Genomic DNA, 17,620 nt, shown 5'->3' with positions numbered 1-17,620 from the left:
AATTAGAGTTTTACTACTTGTCCACCAGCAGCTTCGATGGCAGCAACAGCAGTCTTAGAAAATGCATGTGCTTGTACATCCAACTTAGCAGTCAAAGTTCCGTTACCTAATACTTTTACCAACTGGCTTGCAGAAATGAAACCAGCAGCAATGAAGTCACTGATACCTACAGTCTGCAAGTTCTTTGCTTCAGCCAATTTCTGAATTGTATCCAAGTTGATAGCCTTATACTCTACACGATTGATATTTTTAAAGCCAAACTTAGGTACACGACGTTGAAGAGGCATCTGACCACCTTCAAAACCGATTTTCTTAGAGTATCCAGATCTTGATTTAGCTCCTTTATGACCTCTAGTAGAAGTACCTCCCAAGCCAGAACCCGGACCACGTCCAATTCTCTTTCTTGTTTTAGTAGATCCCTCTGCAGGTTTTAAATTACTTAAGTTCATATTGTAATTCGTTTTATATTCAACAAATAATTACTTAACAATGGTAACCAAGTGTTTAACCTTATCCACCATTCCAAGAATTGAAGGAGTGCATTCGTGTTCAACCACACGATTCAACTTATGAAGTCCCAGTGCATCGAGAGTTCTCTTCTGATCAGCAGGAGCACCAATTCTACTTTTAACTTGTTTAATCTTTATAGTCGACATATTCTTCCTCCTTATCCTCTAAATACTTTTTCCATACTAACTCCTCTGTTCTGGGCAACCATACGAGCATCGCGCATTTCACTCAATGCCAAGATAGTAGCCTTTACCAAGTTGTGCGGGTTGGAAGAACCTTTTGACTTAGCCAAAACGTCTGTTACACCAACACTTTCCAATACGGCACGCATTGCACCGCCAGCAACAACACCGGTACCGTGAGAAGCCGGTTTAATAAATACTTCAGCGCCACCGAACTTTGCAGACTGTTCGTGAGGAACTGTACCTTTCAGTACAGGCACTCTTGTCAGGTTTTTCTTTGCAGATTCAACACCTTTGGCAATAGCAGCGGTTACTTCACCAGCTTTACCAAGGCCCCAACCGATGATGCCTTCTTCGTTTCCTACTACCACAATAGCAGAGAAACTAAAAGTTCTACCACCTTTGGTTACTTTGGTTACACGATTAATAGCAACCAATCTGTCTTTCAGCTCTATATCGTTTGTAATCTTAACTCTATTATTAAGTCCTGCCATAATGATTAAAATTTAAGTCCACCGTTACGGGCAGCATCAGCCACCTCTTTTACTCTCCCATGATACAAGTAACCATTACGGTCGAAAACAACAGTAGTAATACCTGCTTCCTGAGCTTTTTTCGCAATCAGTTCACCTACTTTAGCAGCTTGTTCCTTCTTAGGCATTTTTTCAGTCATACCCAACGAAGAAGCGGCAGCCAATGTCTTACCGGACAAGTCATCGATAATCTGAACATAGATTTGCTTGTTACTTCTAAATACACTCATACGCGGGCATTCAGTAGTACCTGAAATTTTGTTGCGTACTCTATATTTGATCTTAATTCGTCTTTCTATTTTTGTTGTCATAATAATATCAATTTAAATGATTATTTAGCACCAGCTGATTTACCAGACTTTCTACGAATTTCTTCGCCAACAAACTTAATACCCTTACCCTTATACGGTTCAGGCTTACGGAAAGAACGTATTTTAGAGCAAACTTGACCAAGTAACTGCTTGTCGCAAGATTCCAATATAATCAAAGGATTCTTGTTTCTTTCAGACCTAGTCTCAACTTTAACTTCAGGAGGCAACTGTATAAAGATACTGTGAGTATAACCTAAAGCCAGTTCAATGATATTTCCCTGGTTAGAGGCACGGTAACCTACACCGACAAGTTCCAATTCTTTCTTATATCCTTCTGATACACCAACAACCATGTTGTGCACCAATGAACGGTATAATCCATGGAATGCATGCTTTTGCTTGGGGTTATCCAGCATTGCATTTTCATTCTCAGCCAAAACAACATGACCGTCTTCGATGGTAACATTGATAGCAGGATTTACATATTGGCTCATTTCGCCTTTGGGTCCCTTAACGGTAACCACGTCATCTTTCAGAGTAACTGTTACTCCAGCGGGAATACTAATGGGTAATTTTCCTATTCTTGACATTGCTAATTCCTCCTATTAATATACATAACACAAAACTTCACCACCAATCTTCAGTTCAGCGGCTTCTTTGTTGGTCATTACACCCTTGGAAGTAGATATTATAGCAATACCCAAACCATTAATAACACGCGGCATGTCTTTATAACCGGTATATTGACGCAAACCCGGAGAAGAGATTCTCTCCAGCTTCTTGATTGCGTTAACCTTGTTTACCGGATCATACTTCAAGGCAACTTTGATTGTACCTTGAGGACCATCTTCTACAAACTTATAATTAAGAATGTAGCCCTTTTCAAAAAGAATCTTAGTGATTTCTTTTTTCAAATTAGAAGCCGGAACTTCCACAACTCTGTGCTTCGCTTGAATAGCGTTCCGCAACCTCGTCAAATAATCTGCTATTGGATCAGTCATATAAAAAATAAATTAAATTAATCAGGCCTACCCTGACAATATTTAAAAACAATAATTACCAGCTTGCTTTCTTTACACCGGGAATAAGACCGTTAGAAGCCATCTCACGGAACTGGATTCTGGAGATGCCAAACTGACGGATATATCCTTTGGGACGACCTGTCAGCTTGCAACGGTTGTGCATGCGAATCGGGTTAGAATTTTTAGGCAAATCCTGCAATTTCTGTGCAGCTTCAAAAGCTTCAGCAGGATCACCGGTTCTAACGATTTGCTTCAACGCAGCTCTTTTCTCGGCATATCTGGCTACTAATTTAGCACGCTTTACTTCGCGTGCTTTCATTGATTCCTTTGCCATATTATCAATCTTTTTTAGCGTTTTTAAACGGTAAACCGAATTCTTTCAACAAGGCATACCCTTCTTCATCTGTTTGCGCAGAAGTTACAAAGGTAATATTCATTCCGAGAATTCTAGTAATACTATCGATATTAATTTCAGGGAAAATGATTTGTTCCTGAATACCAAGGGTATAGTTACCCTTACCATCGAACTTACTTTCAATACCCTTGAAGTCGCGGATACGAGGCAGAGCTACACGAACCAACTTTTCAAGGAATTCGTACATTCTCTCACGACGCAGAGTTACCATAACGCCAATCGGCATTTTCTTACGCAACTTAAAGTTTGCAATATCCTTACGAGAAATGGTTGCCACGGCTTTCTGGCCAGTGATAGTAGTCATTTCATTAATTGCCACTTCAATAATCTTCTTGTCGGCAACAGCCATACCCAGACCCTGATTGATAACAATCTTCTTAAGTACGGGTATCTGCATAGAAGAAGAATACTGGAACTGTGATTTCAATGCAGGCGCAATACGCTCTGCATATTCTTTCTTAAGGCTAGCAGTATTACTCATTACTTAATCTCCTCTCCTGATTTTTTAGAATAACGCACTAAAGTGCCTTCAGCACTTACTTTTCTACCAACACGCGTTGCTTTGCCAGTCTTTGGATCAACGGGGTTCAAGTTTGACAAGTGGATAGAAGCTTCTTGCTTCACAATACCACCTTGCGGGTTCTTAGCATTCGGTTTTGTGCTCTTAGACACCATGTTGATACCTTCAACGATTGCGCGGTTTTTATCAACAAGAACCTTCAATACACGACCAGTCTTACCCTTGTCTTCACCGGAGTTTACATAAACTGTATCGCCTTTTTTAATATGTAATTTACTCATTACTCAAATCTTTTACAATATTAAAGTACTTCAGGAGCGAGTGACACAACTTTCATGTTAGTAGCACGAAGTTCACGAGCTACCGGACCGAAAATACGACTACCTCTAATTTCACCTGCATTGTTCAACAACACGCAAGCATTATCATCAAAACGTATGTAAGAGCCATCAGCACGACGGATTTCTTTCTTAGTACGTACGATCAAAGCTTTAGACACTGCACCTTTTTTAATATCACTTGAAGGGATAACGCTCTTAACAGAAACGACAATCACGTCCCCTACTGAAGCATAGCGACGACCTGTACCACCCAAAACGCGGATACAGAGAGCCTCTTTTGCCCCACTATTATCACATACTGTAAGTCTGGATTCTACTTGTATCATAATTACTTAGCTCTTTCAATTATTTCTACCAATCTCCATCTCTTAGTCTTGCTCAAAGGACGAGTTTCCATGATGTGTACAGTATCGCCGATATTGCACTCATTCTTTTCATCATGAGCATGGTACTTCTTCGTCTTGCTAACGAACTTACCATATATGGGGTGTTTCTCCTTAAACTTAGCTGCTACTGTAATGGTCTTATCCATCTTGTTGCTCAGCACAACCCCAGTTCTTTCTTTTCTTAAATTTCTTGCTTCCATCAAGCTCATCATTTATTGTTAAGTTCTCTTTGGCGTAATTCAGTCTTCATACGCGCAATAGTCCTGCGTAATTGTTTGATCTGAGCAGGATTATCCAAAGGAGAAATAGAATGATTTAAAATCACTTGGTTGTAATTAGCTACTTCTGCTTCAACTCTTTCTACCAAGTCACTGGTAGGCATCTCTTTAATTTCTGCTGTTTTCATACTTCTTACGCATTTTGATTTTGAATATCATAATCACGTCTAACCACAAACTTAGTTGTGATAGGAAGCTTCTGTGCAGCCAAGCGCAAAGCTTCTTTAGCGATTTCATAAGATACTCCTTCGGCTTCGATAATAATTCTACCCGGTGTAACAGGCGCTACGAATCCTTCCGGCGCACCCTTACCCTTACCCATACGCACATCAGCAGGCTTTCTGGTGATAGGTTTGTCGGGGAAAATACGAATCCAAATCTGTCCTTGACGTTGCATATATCTTGTCACTGCAATACGCGCAGCTTCAATCTGACGGCCTGTAATCCATTTCGTTTCCAAGGCCTTAATACCAAAAGATCCGAAAGCCAACTGGTTTCCTCTTTGGGCATTACCCTTTTGACGGCCTTTTTGTTGTCTTCTGAATTTTGTTTTTTTCGGTTGTAACATAATTCCTAAAAATCAAATTCGTTAGCGATTATTTTTCTTTCTTTTGAAGTTCTTTCCGCCATTGTTTCCGCTATTGCTTCCACGACCACTTTCCTTGCTTTGCGTAAAGTTCGGAGCCAACTCCTTCTTACCATAAACTTCACCTCTACAAATCCAAACTTTAATGCCGAGAAGACCAACCTTAGTCAATGCTTCTGCATGACAATAGTCGATATCTGCTCTGAAAGTGTGCAACGGAGTTCTTCCTTCCTTATACATTTCAGAACGGGCCATTTCTGCACCATTCAAACGTCCTGAAATCTGAATCTTGATACCTTCCGCACCCATACGCATTGTATTGGCAATAGCCATCTTGATGGCACGACGGTAGGCTATTTTGCCTTCAACCTGACGGGCAATGTTGTTAGCCACGATAACAGCATCCAACTCTGGTCTCTTAACTTCGAAGATATTAATCTGAATATCCTTATCAGTAACCTTCTTCAACTCCTCTTTCAACTTGTCAACTTCTTGGCCACCTTTGCCGATAATGATACCCGGACGTGCAGTACAAACGGTAATAGTCACGAGTTTCAGTGTACGTTCAATTACAATTCTTGACACACTAGCCTTTGCCAGACGAGCGTTCAAATATTTACGAATCTTGCTATCTTCCAGCAGAGAATCGCCGTAATTCTTTCCACCATACCAATTGGAATCCCATCCTCTGATAATTCCTAAACGGTTGCTTATTGGATTAACTTTTTGTCCCATTTACCTTAATTTTGATCTTCGTTATTACTTTTAGAACCAACGAACAACGTTACGTGGTTTGAACGTTTACGAATTCTGTAACCTCTACCCTGCGGAGCCGGTCTCATTCTTTTGAGTGTAGCACCACCATCAACAAAAATCTTGGTTACGAACAGCTCGCCACTTTCAGCTTTACGTTCGTTTTTCTGCTCCCAGTTAGCAATTGCAGAGCGCAGCAACTTTTCCACTCTTGCGGCAGCCTCTTTTGAAGAGAACTTCAAAACGCCGAGTGCTCTGTTCACCTCCATCCCGCGAATCATGTCAGCCACGAGACGCATTTTACGGGGGGAAGTAGGAACATTTTGCAATTTCGCAAAATACATGGTCTTAAGGGCTTCTTTTCTTTTTTCAGCCGATATTTTTTTTCTTGCTCCCATTATATTATTACTTTATTATTTCAGATAAATCCTGTTTTATTTTTTCTTGTTACCAGCGTGTCCTCTGAAAGTACGAGTTGGAGCAAATTCGCCCAACTTGTGTCCTACCATATTTTCGGTAACATAAACAGGAATAAATTTATTTCCGTTGTGAACTGCAACAGTATGGCCTACGAAATCAGGCGAAATCATTGAAGCTCTGGCCCAGGTCTTAACTACCACTTTCTTGCCCGATTCATTCATGGCAAGCACTTTCTTCTCAAGCTTAACGTTAATATACGGACCTTTTTTTAATGAACGACTCATAATTTACTCAATTAATCAGATTACTTCTTTCTTCTCTCAATAATATACTTAGACGATTGTTTCTTCGGAGCTCTTGTCTTAAGACCCTTAGCGTACAATCCCTTACGAGATCTCGGGTGTCCTCCTGAAGCACGTCCTTCACCACCACCCATCGGGTGATCAACCGGGTTCATAACAACACCACGGTTACGCGGACGACGTCCTAACCAACGAGAACGTCCAGCTTTACCTGAACTTTCCAATCCATGATCTGAGTTACCTACACTACCAATAGTAGCCTTACAAGTACTGAGGATCTGACGAACCTCACCTGAAGGCAACTTGATAACGCAGTACTTACCTTCTCTAGAAGTCAACTGAGCGAAGTTACCAGCCGAGCGAACCAAGGCAGCGCCTTGTCCCGGACGTAATTCGATGTTGTGAATTACAGTACCGACCGGAATATTCTGAAGCGGAAGTGCGTTTCCGATTTCCGGAGCGGCAGTCTCACCTGACATCAAAGTCGTACCAACTTGCAATCCATTGGGAGCAATAATATATCTTTTTTCTCCATCTGCATAAAACAACAAAGCGATACGAGCCGAACGATTCGGATCGTATTCAATTGTTTTAACCACTGCAGGCACACCGTCTTTATTTCTCTTGAAATCTACGATACGAATAATCTTCTTACTACCGCCACCGATGTAGCGCATAGTCATCTTACCTTCGTTGTTACGACCACCTGAAGATTTCTTACCAAATACAAGAGACTTTTCTGGTACCCGTGCAGTAATCTCTTCGTAAGTACCAATAATTTTATGTCTTTGCCCCGGTGTTGTGGGCTTAAATTTACGTACTGCCATTTTTATTAAATATTGCTATAAAAATCAATAGTATCTCCTTCTTTCAACGTAACGATAGCCTTCTTGAACGCATTCGTACGTCCGTTGATGATACCGGCACGAGTATAGCGGCTCTTGTTTTTGCCGGCATACTTCATTGTATTCACATCAACTACTGTAACGTTGTAAAGGGCTTCAACTTCCTTCTTAATTTCCAGTTTATTAGCTTCAGGACGCACGATAAAGCCGAAACGATTATTCGTCTTATCAGTAATTGCAGTCATCTTCTCTGTCACTAACGGTTTAATAATAATTCCCATTATTTAAGCCTCCTTTTTACATTAAGATATTGTCGATAGCAGAAAGTGCACTTTCAGCAAACACAACGACCCCAGCGTCCAATACTCTGTAAGTATTTAACCCTGAGATAGTCTGCACATTAGCACCCTTCACATTACGAGCCGACAAATATACGTTTTTATTTGCTTCTGGTAAAATCACAAGCAGCTTTTTGTCAGAAACTTTAAGATTTTTTGTCATTGCAACAAAATCTTTAGTCTTCGGAGCTTCAAAAGAGAAGTCTTCTACTACTACAACTGCGTTGTTCTGAGCCTTGTATGACAAAGCTGACTTACGAGCCAGAGCCTTTACTTTTTTGTTTAATTTGAAGTAGTAATCTCTCGGTTTCGGACCGAATACGCGTCCACCACCAACAAGTACCGGTGAGTTCATGTCACCACGACGTGCACCACCACCACCTTTCTGGCGACCGATTTTACGAGTAGAACCACTGATTTCGCTTCTTTCCTTTGACTTGTGTGTACCCTGACGCTGGTTAGCCATAAACTGTTTAACATCCAAGTAGATAGCGTGGTCGTTGGGCTCAATTCCGAAGATAGACTCGTTTAACGTAATCTTTCTCCCAGTGTCTTCACCTTTAATGTTATATACGTTAACTTCCATTATTTCTCAATTATTACGATTGAACCTTTGCAACCAGGAACAGATCCCTTAATCAAAAGAAGATTGTGCTCCGCGATTACCTTTAATACCTGCAGGTTTTGAACAGTTACTCTGTCGCCACCAAGCTGTCCGCCCATGCGCATTCCTTTGAATACTTTTGCAGGGTAAGAACAAGCACCGATAGAACCCGGCTTACGAGCGCGGTTGTGCTGACCGTGAGTAGTCTGGCCTACACCACCAAAACCATGGCGTTTTACTACACCCTGGAAACCTTTACCCTTAGAAGTACCTACAACGTCAACAAAAGTTGCGTCATTGAACAGTTCTACGGTAACAGTGTCACCCAGATTCAACTCTGTTTCAAATTCTTTGAACTCAGCCAAGTGTTTCTTGGGAGTTACTCCAGCTTTCTTAAAGTGGCCCATCAAAGGCTTTGTAGTGTGCTTCTCCTTCTTGTCCTGGAAGCCCAGCTGAACAGCTTCATAACCGTCCTTTTCTACAGTTTTCACTTGAGTAACAACACAAGGACCTGCTTCGATAACAGTGCATGGTACATTCTTACCCTCGGCACTGAAAACGGATGTCATTCCGATTTTTTTTCCTAATAATCCTGGCATTTCACTTAATTTTTAATACTTACACTTTGATTTCTACTTCCACACCACTCGGTAACTCCAACTTCATCAGAGCATCTACTGTCTTAGCTGTTGAGCTATAGATGTCAATCAGTCTCTTGTAAGAAGAGAGTTCGAATTGTTCACGCGACTTCTTGTTAACGAAAGTCGAACGGTTCACGGTAAAGATACGCTTGTGCGTAGGAAGAGGAATCGGACCGCTAACGATGGCGCCCGTTGTCTTCACCGTTCTTACAATCTTCTCAGCTGACTTGTCAACCAAGTTGTGGTCGTAAGATTTCAGTTTGATTCTAATTTTTTGACTCATTACTGTCTTTAGTTATTAAATAGTTATATAAGATGAAGTTCCGCAGGCTAAGAGTCATTCGCTAGCCTACGGGACTTCAAGTTTTTTTAGATTAAGTCAGCACGACCTTTTACTTCCTCCAATACTGCCTTGGCAATAGAGTTGGAAACCTGGGCGTGGTGAGAGTATACCATTGAAGAGGTTGCACGACCAGAAGTGATGGTACGCAATGCTGTTACGTAACCGAACATTTCTGCCAGCGGAACCATTGCCTTCACGATACGTGCACCGGAACGGCTGGATTCCATACCTTCCACCTGGCCACGACGCTTGTTCAAGTCACCGATAACGTCACCCATGTTTTCTTCCGGAGTAACAACTTCCAGTTTCATGATAGGCTCCATCAATACCGGACCTGCCTTGGCACAAGCATTCTTATATGCCTGGATAGCACAGATTTCGAAAGACAACTGGTCTGAGTCAACCGGGTGGAAAGAGCCGTCAATCAAGGTTACTTTCAATGAATCCAACGGATAACCTGCCAATACACCATTCTTCATGGCAGTAGTGAAGCCTTTCTGTACAGACGGGATAAATTCCTTAGGAATGTTACCACCCTTCACTTCGTCGACGAATTGCAATCCGCCTTCCTTGAAGTCTTCATCAACCGGGCCGATGTTCACGATAATATCAGCAAACTTACCACGACCACCGGACTGCTTCTTGTAAACTTCACGCAAGTTGACTGTCTTAGTGATAGCTTCCTTATAGTTAACTTGAGGCTTACCTTGGTTACATTCAACCTTGAACTCACGTTTCAGACGGTCGATGATAATATCCAAGTGAAGCTCACCCATACCAGAGATAACTGTCTGACCAGTCTGTTCGTCAGTCTTAACTGTAAACGTCGGATCTTCTTCAGCCAGCTTAGCCAAGCCATTTGACAGTTTATCCATATCCTTCTGAGTCTTAGGCTCAACTGCGATACCAATTACCGGTTCCGGGAAGTCCATAGACTCCAATACAATCGGTGCAGTTTCGTCACACAATGTATCACCAGTATGTATATCCTTGAAACCTACGCCAGCACCAATATCACCAGCACCGATAACTTCTACCGGATTCTGCTTGTTTGAGTGCATCTGGAACAGACGGGATACGCGTTCTTTCTTACCAGAACGAGAGTTATAGATATAAGAACCAGCCTCAATCTTACCGGAATAAACGCGGAAGAAAGTCAAACGACCTACATACGGGTCTGTTGCAATCTTAAATGCCAAAGCAGAAGTCTTTTCGTCTTCGCTCGGTTTACGGTCTTCTTCAGCACCAGTTTCGGGGTTTGTACCGATAACGTTCTCTGTATCCAGCGGAGAAGGCAAGAATGCACACACGTAATCGAGCAATGTCTGTACACCTTTGTTCTTGAATGAAGAACCGCAAAGCATCGGAACGACAGCCATTTGCACTGTTGCGTTACGGAGAGCTCTCAAAACCTCTTCTTCTGTAATGGTAGAAGGATCATCGAAATATTTCTCCATCAAAGCATCGTCAAACTCAGCCACTTTTTCGAGCATCTTATCTCTCCATTCATTAGCTTCGTCTACCAGATTTGCAGGAATTTCTTCTACTGTATAGTCAGCACCCATTGTTTCATCATGCCAATAGATAGCTTTCATTTTGATAAGGTCTACCAGACCTTTGAAAGATTCCTCAGCACCGATAGGAATGACGATAGGACACGGATTAGCGCCCAAAACGTCCTTCATCTGGCGGACTACCTCAAAGAAGTCAGCACCCGAACGGTCCATCTTATTAACGTAAGCGATACGCGGTACGTTATATTTATCAGCCTGGCGCCAAACTGTCTCAGATTGCGGTTCAACACCACCTACTGCACAATAAGCAGCAACGGCACCATCAAGAATACGCAAAGAGCGTTCTACCTCAGCGGTAAAGTCAACGTGCCCCGGAGTGTCAATCAAGTTAATTTTATAAGTATCACCGGCATATTTCCAACGAGTGGTAGTAGCAGCAGAAGTGATAGTGATACCACGTTCTTGTTCTTGCTCCATCCAGTCCATTGTAGCGGCACCATCGTGTACCTCACCGATTTTGTGGGTCAAACCCGTGTAAAACAAAATACGTTCAGAAGTCGTTGTCTTTCCGGCATCGATGTGGGCCATGATACCGATATTACGTGTCAAATGTAAATCATGCTTTGCCATTTTCTAATTCCCTTACTTTAAGTTTTTTTAATCTTCTAATTGGTTAGTCTCTTATAGTATTAGAATCTGAAATGAGCAAATGCACGGTTAGCTTCTGCCATTCTATGCATATCTTCTTTACGTTTGTAAGCACCGCCCTGTTCATTGAAAGCATCCATGATTTCGGCAGCCAGCTTATCAGCCATTGATTTACCGCCACGCTTACGTGCAAAGATAATCAAGTTCTTCATGGAAATTGATTCCTTACGGTCAGCACGGATTTCTGTAGGAACCTGGAAAGTAGCACCACCCACACGGCGAGACTTAACTTCCACTTGAGGAGTCACATTATCCAGAGCTTTTTTCCAGATTTCAAGAGCGGATTTCTCTTCGTTCTGCATTTTGTTCTTCACTGTTTCCAACGCAGCATAGAAGATTTCATAAGAAGTGTTCTTCTTTCCATCGTACATCAAGTGATTCACGAACTTGGAAACTTTTACATCATTGAACACGGGATCCGGAAGGATAACGCGTTTTTTTGGTTTTGCTTTTCTCATTTGTCTGAAAGAATAATGTTTTTCGTTCTTGGTTGTTTACTTCTGTCTTCTTCAACTCTCCCTCCGGAGAATTTACTCAACCTTTAGCATTTCCAACAAACTAAAACGTAAGTTATTACTTTAAATTTTCCTATTTTGGGAATCAGGCCACCAGATTATTTCTTCTTAGCAGGAGCTGCTTGACCCGGTTTCGGACGTTTTGCGCCGTATTTGGAACGTCTTTGTGTACGACCTGCAACACCTGCAGTATCCAAAGTACCACGTACGATGTGATAACGCACACCCGGAAGGTCTTTTACACGACCACCACGTACCAACACGATAGAGTGTTCCTGCAAGTTGTGACCTTCTCCCGGAATATAAGAGTTCACCTCTTTACCATTGGTCAAACGTACACGAGCTACTTTACGCATAGCTGAATTCGGCTTCTTCGGAGTGGTTGTATACACTCTCACGCAAACGCCACGTCTTTGAGGACAAGAGTCCAAGGCTGGAGACTTTGATTTCTCCACCAGCACTTCGCGTCCTTTTCTTACTAATTGCTGAATTGTAGGCATTTTAATTGTTTTTAGTTATATATTATTGTTTATATTAATTCAAAACTATACACTTTTGGGCTGCAAAGATACTAATAAGTTTTGAATAATCAATGCACTACAAGTTTTTTTTTGATTTTACGCTTCACCCTTGATGTTGGGAAGAGGCGGAAATGTTTGTTCGTCCGGCATGCGAATCAGTCCGAAAGCGCGTTCATATTTCCCAATATTCTCTTCGAGTGCACGCAGCAAACGCTTGGCATGTTCGGGTGCCAAAACTATGCGCGATTGCACGCCAGCCTTTGGCATTCCAGGCATCACGCGGATAAAGTCGAGAATAAATTCCGAACTGGAATGAGTTATAATAGCCAAATTGGCATATGTACCTTGCGCCACTTCTTCCTTCAATTCTATCTGGAGTTGACCGTTGTTGTTTTCTTGATTTTCCATGTTGCACAATTGTTTTTAAAATGTTCTTAAAAGATAGACCAAAAGTACTCTTTTTTTTCGGATGATATACATTTAAGTTCAAAAAGACACATAATAATCCGTTCTGAAAAAGGAGCAAGCCACTGCAACCGTTTTGCAGTAGCACTGTAACAAACATACAGAAGCATTGCAGTACAGAAGGAAGAGGCAAAGATAAAACAGAGAGGGAATACTCCTTCTTATAGGATATTCCCTCTCTATTTTATAGAATTATATTGACGTTGTAAGGCTATCCCTCTACTTTCTCGTCTACAGCATAATCAAGTACCGTCTTCTTGTTGGCAAGCATACGGTCGTACTCTTCTTTGGAGCCAACGATAATCTTCTCGAACTCGCGTTGTCCGGTACCGGCAGGAATCAGGTGACCGCAAATTACGTTCTCCTTCATACCTTCCAGACGGTCCACCTTTCCGTTGATGGCAGCCTCGTTCAGTACCTTCGTCGTTTCCTGGAAGGAAGCAGCCGACATGAAGCTTGAAGTCTGCAATGCAGCACGGGTGATACCTTGAAGAATCTGAGTAGAAGTCGCAGGTACAGCGTCGCGCACTTCCACGGGTTTCAAGTCGCGGCGTTTCAACATGGAGTTCTCGTCACGCAGCTTGCGGGCCGTCACAATCTGGCCAGCCTGCAGACTCTGGGAATCTCCAGCATCCACTACCACCTTCTTTCCCCAGATACGGTCATTCTCTTCCATGAATTCCATCTTGTCAACAACTTGCTGTTCCAGGAAGCGGGTATCACCTGGCTCGTCGATTTCCACCTTGCGCATCATCTGACGAACGATGATTTCAAAGTGCTTATCATTAATCTTCACACCCTGCAGACGGTAAACGTCCTGAACCTCGTTCACAATATATTCCTGCACGGCCGTAGGACCTTTGATAGCCAGGATGTCCGCAGGTGTGATAGCACCGTCAGACAACGGAGTACCGGCGCGTACATAGTCGTTCTCCTGAACCAGAATCTGCTTGGACAACGGTACGAGGTACTTCTTCACTTCACCGGTCTTGGAAGTAACGATGATTTCGCGATTACCGCGTTTCACCTTACCCATGGTAACCTCACCGTCGATTTCTGAAACCACAGCGGGATTAGACGGGTTACGTGCCTCGAACAACTCAGTGACACGGGGAAGACCACCCGTGATATCACCCGCTTTACCTACGGCACGCGGAATCTTCACGATAACTTCACCGGCCTTTACCTTCTGACCGTCTTCAACCACTACGTGGCCACCTACTGGCAAGTTGTATGTACGGATCAGTTCGCCGTCTTCTGTCATGATGTGTGCGGTAGGCACCTTCGTCTTATCCTTAGACTCAATGATGATGATTTCGCGCAAACCGGTAGATTCATCAGACTCTACCTTATAAGTCACGTTTTCAATAACACCTTCAAATTCAATCTTACCGGTAGCTTCGGTAATGATAACCGCGTTGAACGGGTCCCAACGGGCAATCATCTTGCCTTTCTCTACCATTTCACCATCGGCTGCATAGAGCGTAGAACCGTAGGGTACATTATGAGTGGAAAGCACAATACCCGTGTTGACATCCACGAAACGCACTTCGGCCAAACGGCCTACCACTACCTTTGCCGGTTCGCCTGCTTCGTCGATAACGTCTACCGTACGGAGTTCTTCGAATTCCAGACGGGCAGGATTCTTGGCCACGATGCTTGCGTTGGCAGCAATATTGGCTGCCGTACCACCGGCATGGAATGTACGCAGTGTCAACTGTGTACCCGGCTCACCGATAGACTGTGCAGCGATTACGCCGACTGCCTCGCCCTTCTGAACCATACGGCTGGAAGCCAGGTTACGTCCGTAACACTTGGCACAAACACCTTTCTTGGATTCGCAGGTCAATACAGAACGGATTTCAACGCTCTCGATTGGAGAGTCTTCAATGCGTTGTGCAATGTCCTCGGTAATTTCCTCACCGCCGGCCACAATCAGTTCGCCGGTTGTAGGATGAACAATATCATGTACGGATACACGACCCAGGATACGTTCATACAGAGTGGCAATGGTTTCATCATTGTTCTTCAGTGCCGTACAAACCAATCCGCGGAGCGTGCCGCAGTCTTCTTCATTAATAATCACATCATGCGATACGTCAACCAGACGACGGGTCAGGTATCCGGCATCGGCCGTCTTCAAAGCGGTATCGGCAAGACCCTTACGGGCACCGTGGGTAGAGATAAAGTACTCCAACACGGACAGACCTTCCTTAAAGTTAGAAAGAATCGGGTTTTCGATAATCTGACCGCCTTCGGCACCTGCTTTCTGGGGCTTCGCCATCAAACCACGCATACCGGAGAGCTGACGAATCTGTTCCTTAGAACCACGGGCACCGGAATCCAGCATCATGTATACAGAGTTGAAACCCTGGTCGTCGCTTGAAATGGTTTTCATCAGGATGTTGGACAACTCAGAGTTCACGTGCGTCCAGATATCGATTACCTGGTTGTAACGCTCGTTGTTCGTGATGAAACCCATGTTATAGTTATTGATTACCTGCTCTACTTCATCATAACCTTTCTGTACTAATGCTTCCTTCTCTTCCGGGATAATGATATCGCCCAAGTTGAACGACAAACCACCCTTGAAGGCCATGTAATAACCGAGGTTCTTGATTCCGTCGAGGAAGTCGGCTGCCTTGGCAACACCGCACACCTTGATTACGTGACTGATGATGTCTCGGAGTGACTTCTTGGAGATAATCGTATTGATATATCCTGCTTCTGCCGGAACAATTTCGTTGACAATGACACGGCCCACGGAGGTATCGTGCATCATCTTGTCCACAATGTTACCATTCTCGTCAACGTCTTTCACTATTACGCTTACCGGAGCATGGATGTCGCACTTACCTTCATTGTAGGCAATCAGCGCTTCCTCAGGACCGTAGAATGTCAGGCCTTCACCCTTGGCACCCTTGCGCAGCTTCGTAATATAGTACAGACCAAGTACCATATCCTGAGCAGGCACAGTGATAGGAGCACCGTTGGCAGGGTTCAATATATTGTGTGACTGGAGCATTAGCATCTGTGCTTCCAGAATCGCTTCGTTGCTCAACGGCAAGTGCACGGCCATCTGGTCACCGTCGAAGTCGGCATTGAACGCCGTACATGCCAACGGGTGCAGCTGGATTGCCTTACCTTCAATCATTTTAGGCTGGAATGCCTGGATACCCAGACGGTGAAGTGTCGGGGCACGGTTCAACAGCACCGGATGCCCCTTCATCACGTGTTCCAAAATATCCCAGATAACGGGTTCCTTGCGGTCTACAATCTTCTTGGCGCTCTTTACCGTCTTCACGATACCACGCTCAATGAGCTTACGAATGATGAACGGCTTGTAAAGCTCGGCTGCCATCAGTTTAGGGATACCGCATTCGCCCATCTTCAGCTCCGGACCTACAACGATTACAGAACGTGCGGAATAGTCGACACGCTTACCCAACAAGTTCTGACGGAAACGTCCTTGCTTACCCTTCAAACTGTCGGAAAGTGACTTCAACGGACGGTTAGCGTCGGTCTTCACTGCACTCGATTTACGGGAGTTATCAAACAGAGAGTCGACAGCTTCCTGCAACATACGTTTTTCATTACGCAAAATCACTTCAGGAGCCTTGATTTCAATCAATCTCTTCAGACGGTTGTTACGGATGATGACACGACGGTAAAGGTCATTCAAGTCAGAAGTTGCGAAACGGCCGCCATCCAATGGGACCAACGGACGAAGTTCGGGCGGAATAACCGGTACAATGCGTACAATCATCCACTCGGGCTTGTTGCGTCCGCGTGATGCACGGAACGACTCAACTACCTGAAGACGTTTCAGAGCTTCGGTCTTGCGTTGCTGTGAAGCATCGCTTCCGGCACGGTTACGCAGTTCGTAAGACAAAGAGTCAAGGTCGAGGCGTGACAGCAAATCGTAGATAGCTTCCGCGCCCATCTTGGCAATGAACTTATTGGGATCTGAATCTTCGAGGAACTGGTTGTCTTTCGGCAACTTTTCCAGCAAGTCCAGGTATTCTCCTTCTTCAAGCAAGTCATACTGTGCCACTTCATCGGACAGTACACCCGGCTGAATGACAACATAACGCTCGTAATAGATAATGGCATCCAGCTTCTTGGTGGGCAAGCCCAACAAGTAACCGATTTTGTTGGGAAGTGAACGGAAGTACCAGATGTGAGCCACGGGCACAACGAGCTGGATGTGTCCCATACGCTCACGGCGCACTTTCTTTTCAGTCACTTCCACACCACAACGGTCGCAGACGATGCCTTTGTAACGGATACGCTTGTACTTACCGCAATGGCACTCGTAATCCTTGATAGGACCAAAGATGCGCTCGCAGAACAATCCGTCGCGTTCGGGCTTATACGTACGATAGTTGATGGTTTCAGGCTTTAAAACTTCACCACTCGAATTCTCAAGGATTTCCTCAGGAGAAGCCAAACCGATAGAGATTTTCGAGAAATTACTCTTTATCTTGTTATCTTTTCTAAAAGCCATAAATTTATTTAATTGATAATTGACAATGGAAAATTGAAATTGAAAAACTGAAAACCGATA

General features: G+C 43.6%; 26 protein-coding genes. All 26 read right to left on the bottom strand.

Annotated features, from left to right (window positions below):
- Positions 1-2: 2 nt before the first annotated feature.
- Positions 3-449 carry a 50S ribosomal protein L15 gene (rplO, locus tag DWZ03_RS18880; protein ID WP_005825692.1) on the bottom strand — a complete coding sequence of 149 codons (447 nt, stop codon included), beginning with the start codon at positions 447-449 and terminating at the stop codon, positions 3-5.
- A gap of 30 nt (positions 450-479) precedes the next feature.
- Complete coding sequence (gene rpmD, locus DWZ03_RS18875; RefSeq protein WP_004291222.1) at positions 480-656, bottom strand: 50S ribosomal protein L30; 177 nt, start codon at positions 654-656, stop codon at positions 480-482.
- An 11-nt stretch (positions 657-667) separates the two neighbouring features.
- Positions 668-1,186 (bottom strand): 30S ribosomal protein S5, encoded by a 519-nt coding sequence (gene rpsE / locus DWZ03_RS18870; RefSeq protein ID WP_005825693.1) that lies wholly within the window; start codon positions 1,184-1,186, stop codon positions 668-670.
- A gap of 5 nt (positions 1,187-1,191) precedes the next feature.
- Positions 1,192-1,536 carry a 50S ribosomal protein L18 gene (gene rplR / locus DWZ03_RS18865; protein WP_005656518.1) on the bottom strand — a complete coding sequence of 115 codons (345 nt, stop codon included), beginning with the start codon at positions 1,534-1,536 and terminating at the stop codon, positions 1,192-1,194.
- A gap of 20 nt (positions 1,537-1,556) precedes the next feature.
- Positions 1,557-2,126: a 50S ribosomal protein L6 gene (rplF, locus tag DWZ03_RS18860; protein WP_120130530.1), complete on the bottom strand. Its 570-nt coding sequence runs from the start codon at positions 2,124-2,126 to the stop codon at positions 1,557-1,559.
- Positions 2,127-2,141: 15 nt separating this feature from the next.
- The gene (gene rpsH / locus DWZ03_RS18855) at positions 2,142-2,537 is read right to left on the bottom strand and encodes a 30S ribosomal protein S8 (protein WP_004291226.1); all 396 of its coding nucleotides are present in this window, start codon (positions 2,535-2,537) and stop codon (positions 2,142-2,144) included.
- 55 nt (positions 2,538-2,592) lie between these two features.
- On the bottom strand, positions 2,593-2,892 hold the full coding sequence (gene rpsN / locus DWZ03_RS18850) for a 30S ribosomal protein S14 (RefSeq protein WP_005825697.1): 300 nt from the start codon (positions 2,890-2,892) through the stop codon (positions 2,593-2,595).
- A gap of 4 nt (positions 2,893-2,896) precedes the next feature.
- On the bottom strand, positions 2,897-3,454 hold the full coding sequence (gene rplE, locus DWZ03_RS18845; RefSeq protein WP_005825698.1) for a 50S ribosomal protein L5: 558 nt from the start codon (positions 3,452-3,454) through the stop codon (positions 2,897-2,899).
- Positions 3,454-3,774: a 50S ribosomal protein L24 gene (gene rplX, locus DWZ03_RS18840; RefSeq protein ID WP_005825699.1), complete on the bottom strand. Its 321-nt coding sequence runs from the start codon at positions 3,772-3,774 to the stop codon at positions 3,454-3,456. Before rplX ends, rplE begins: the two co-directional genes overlap by 1 nt.
- Positions 3,775-3,794: 20 nt before the next feature.
- Positions 3,795-4,160 carry a 50S ribosomal protein L14 gene (rplN, locus tag DWZ03_RS18835; RefSeq protein ID WP_005825700.1) on the bottom strand — a complete coding sequence of 122 codons (366 nt, stop codon included), beginning with the start codon at positions 4,158-4,160 and terminating at the stop codon, positions 3,795-3,797.
- A gap of 2 nt (positions 4,161-4,162) precedes the next feature.
- Positions 4,163-4,432 carry a 30S ribosomal protein S17 gene (gene rpsQ, locus DWZ03_RS18830; RefSeq protein ID WP_005825701.1) on the bottom strand — a complete coding sequence of 90 codons (270 nt, stop codon included), beginning with the start codon at positions 4,430-4,432 and terminating at the stop codon, positions 4,163-4,165.
- The gene (rpmC, locus tag DWZ03_RS18825) at positions 4,429-4,626 is read right to left on the bottom strand and encodes a 50S ribosomal protein L29 (protein WP_005825702.1); all 198 of its coding nucleotides are present in this window, start codon (positions 4,624-4,626) and stop codon (positions 4,429-4,431) included. The genes rpsQ and rpmC overlap by 4 nt, the downstream gene beginning before the upstream one ends.
- A gap of 5 nt (positions 4,627-4,631) precedes the next feature.
- A complete protein-coding gene (gene rplP, locus DWZ03_RS18820; RefSeq protein WP_004291234.1) occupies positions 4,632-5,066 on the bottom strand; it encodes a 50S ribosomal protein L16 in 435 nt (144 codons plus the stop codon).
- 21 nt (positions 5,067-5,087) lie between these two features.
- Positions 5,088-5,819: a 30S ribosomal protein S3 gene (gene rpsC / locus DWZ03_RS18815; protein ID WP_004291235.1), complete on the bottom strand. Its 732-nt coding sequence runs from the start codon at positions 5,817-5,819 to the stop codon at positions 5,088-5,090.
- Positions 5,820-5,824: 5 nt separating this feature from the next.
- A complete protein-coding gene (gene rplV, locus DWZ03_RS18810) occupies positions 5,825-6,235 on the bottom strand; it encodes a 50S ribosomal protein L22 (protein ID WP_004291236.1) in 411 nt (136 codons plus the stop codon).
- 36 nt (positions 6,236-6,271) lie between these two features.
- Positions 6,272-6,541, bottom strand: coding sequence for a 30S ribosomal protein S19 (gene rpsS, locus DWZ03_RS18805; RefSeq protein WP_002558070.1), 270 nt, complete (start codon positions 6,539-6,541; stop codon positions 6,272-6,274).
- A gap of 20 nt (positions 6,542-6,561) precedes the next feature.
- Positions 6,562-7,386 carry a 50S ribosomal protein L2 gene (gene rplB / locus DWZ03_RS18800; RefSeq protein WP_005825705.1) on the bottom strand — a complete coding sequence of 275 codons (825 nt, stop codon included), beginning with the start codon at positions 7,384-7,386 and terminating at the stop codon, positions 6,562-6,564.
- Positions 7,387-7,391: 5 nt separating this feature from the next.
- Positions 7,392-7,685: a 50S ribosomal protein L23 gene (rplW, locus tag DWZ03_RS18795; protein WP_005825706.1), complete on the bottom strand. Its 294-nt coding sequence runs from the start codon at positions 7,683-7,685 to the stop codon at positions 7,392-7,394.
- Between the two features lie 16 nt (positions 7,686-7,701).
- Positions 7,702-8,328, bottom strand: a complete 627-nt coding sequence (gene rplD / locus DWZ03_RS18790; RefSeq protein ID WP_005825707.1) for a 50S ribosomal protein L4 — start codon at positions 8,326-8,328, stop codon at positions 7,702-7,704.
- On the bottom strand, positions 8,328-8,945 hold the full coding sequence (rplC, locus tag DWZ03_RS18785; protein ID WP_005825708.1) for a 50S ribosomal protein L3: 618 nt from the start codon (positions 8,943-8,945) through the stop codon (positions 8,328-8,330). Before rplC ends, rplD begins: the two co-directional genes overlap by 1 nt.
- A gap of 19 nt (positions 8,946-8,964) precedes the next feature.
- The gene (rpsJ, locus tag DWZ03_RS18780; RefSeq protein ID WP_004291244.1) at positions 8,965-9,270 is read right to left on the bottom strand and encodes a 30S ribosomal protein S10; all 306 of its coding nucleotides are present in this window, start codon (positions 9,268-9,270) and stop codon (positions 8,965-8,967) included.
- 86 nt (positions 9,271-9,356) lie between these two features.
- On the bottom strand, positions 9,357-11,474 hold the full coding sequence (fusA, locus tag DWZ03_RS18775) for an elongation factor G (protein WP_117866807.1): 2,118 nt from the start codon (positions 11,472-11,474) through the stop codon (positions 9,357-9,359).
- 59 nt (positions 11,475-11,533) lie between these two features.
- Positions 11,534-12,010, bottom strand: coding sequence for a 30S ribosomal protein S7 (gene rpsG / locus DWZ03_RS18770; RefSeq protein ID WP_005825710.1), 477 nt, complete (start codon positions 12,008-12,010; stop codon positions 11,534-11,536).
- 155 nt (positions 12,011-12,165) lie between these two features.
- A complete protein-coding gene (gene rpsL / locus DWZ03_RS18765) occupies positions 12,166-12,567 on the bottom strand; it encodes a 30S ribosomal protein S12 (protein ID WP_005825712.1) in 402 nt (133 codons plus the stop codon).
- Between the two features lie 117 nt (positions 12,568-12,684).
- Positions 12,685-12,996 (bottom strand): DUF3467 domain-containing protein, encoded by a 312-nt coding sequence (locus DWZ03_RS18760; RefSeq protein ID WP_005825714.1) that lies wholly within the window; start codon positions 12,994-12,996, stop codon positions 12,685-12,687.
- Between the two features lie 268 nt (positions 12,997-13,264).
- Positions 13,265-17,560 carry a DNA-directed RNA polymerase subunit beta' gene (gene rpoC / locus DWZ03_RS18755; RefSeq protein WP_008661873.1) on the bottom strand — a complete coding sequence of 1,432 codons (4,296 nt, stop codon included), beginning with the start codon at positions 17,558-17,560 and terminating at the stop codon, positions 13,265-13,267.
- Positions 17,561-17,620: the final 60 nt, after the last annotated feature.

It is taken from the genome of Bacteroides sp. AF29-11 (genome assembly GCF_003602895.1).
GTDB lineage: Bacteria > Bacteroidota > Bacteroidia > Bacteroidales > Bacteroidaceae > Bacteroides > Bacteroides uniformis.
Note: the sequence above shows the minus strand (reverse complement) of the source record. Positions and strands in the feature narration are given on the sequence as shown.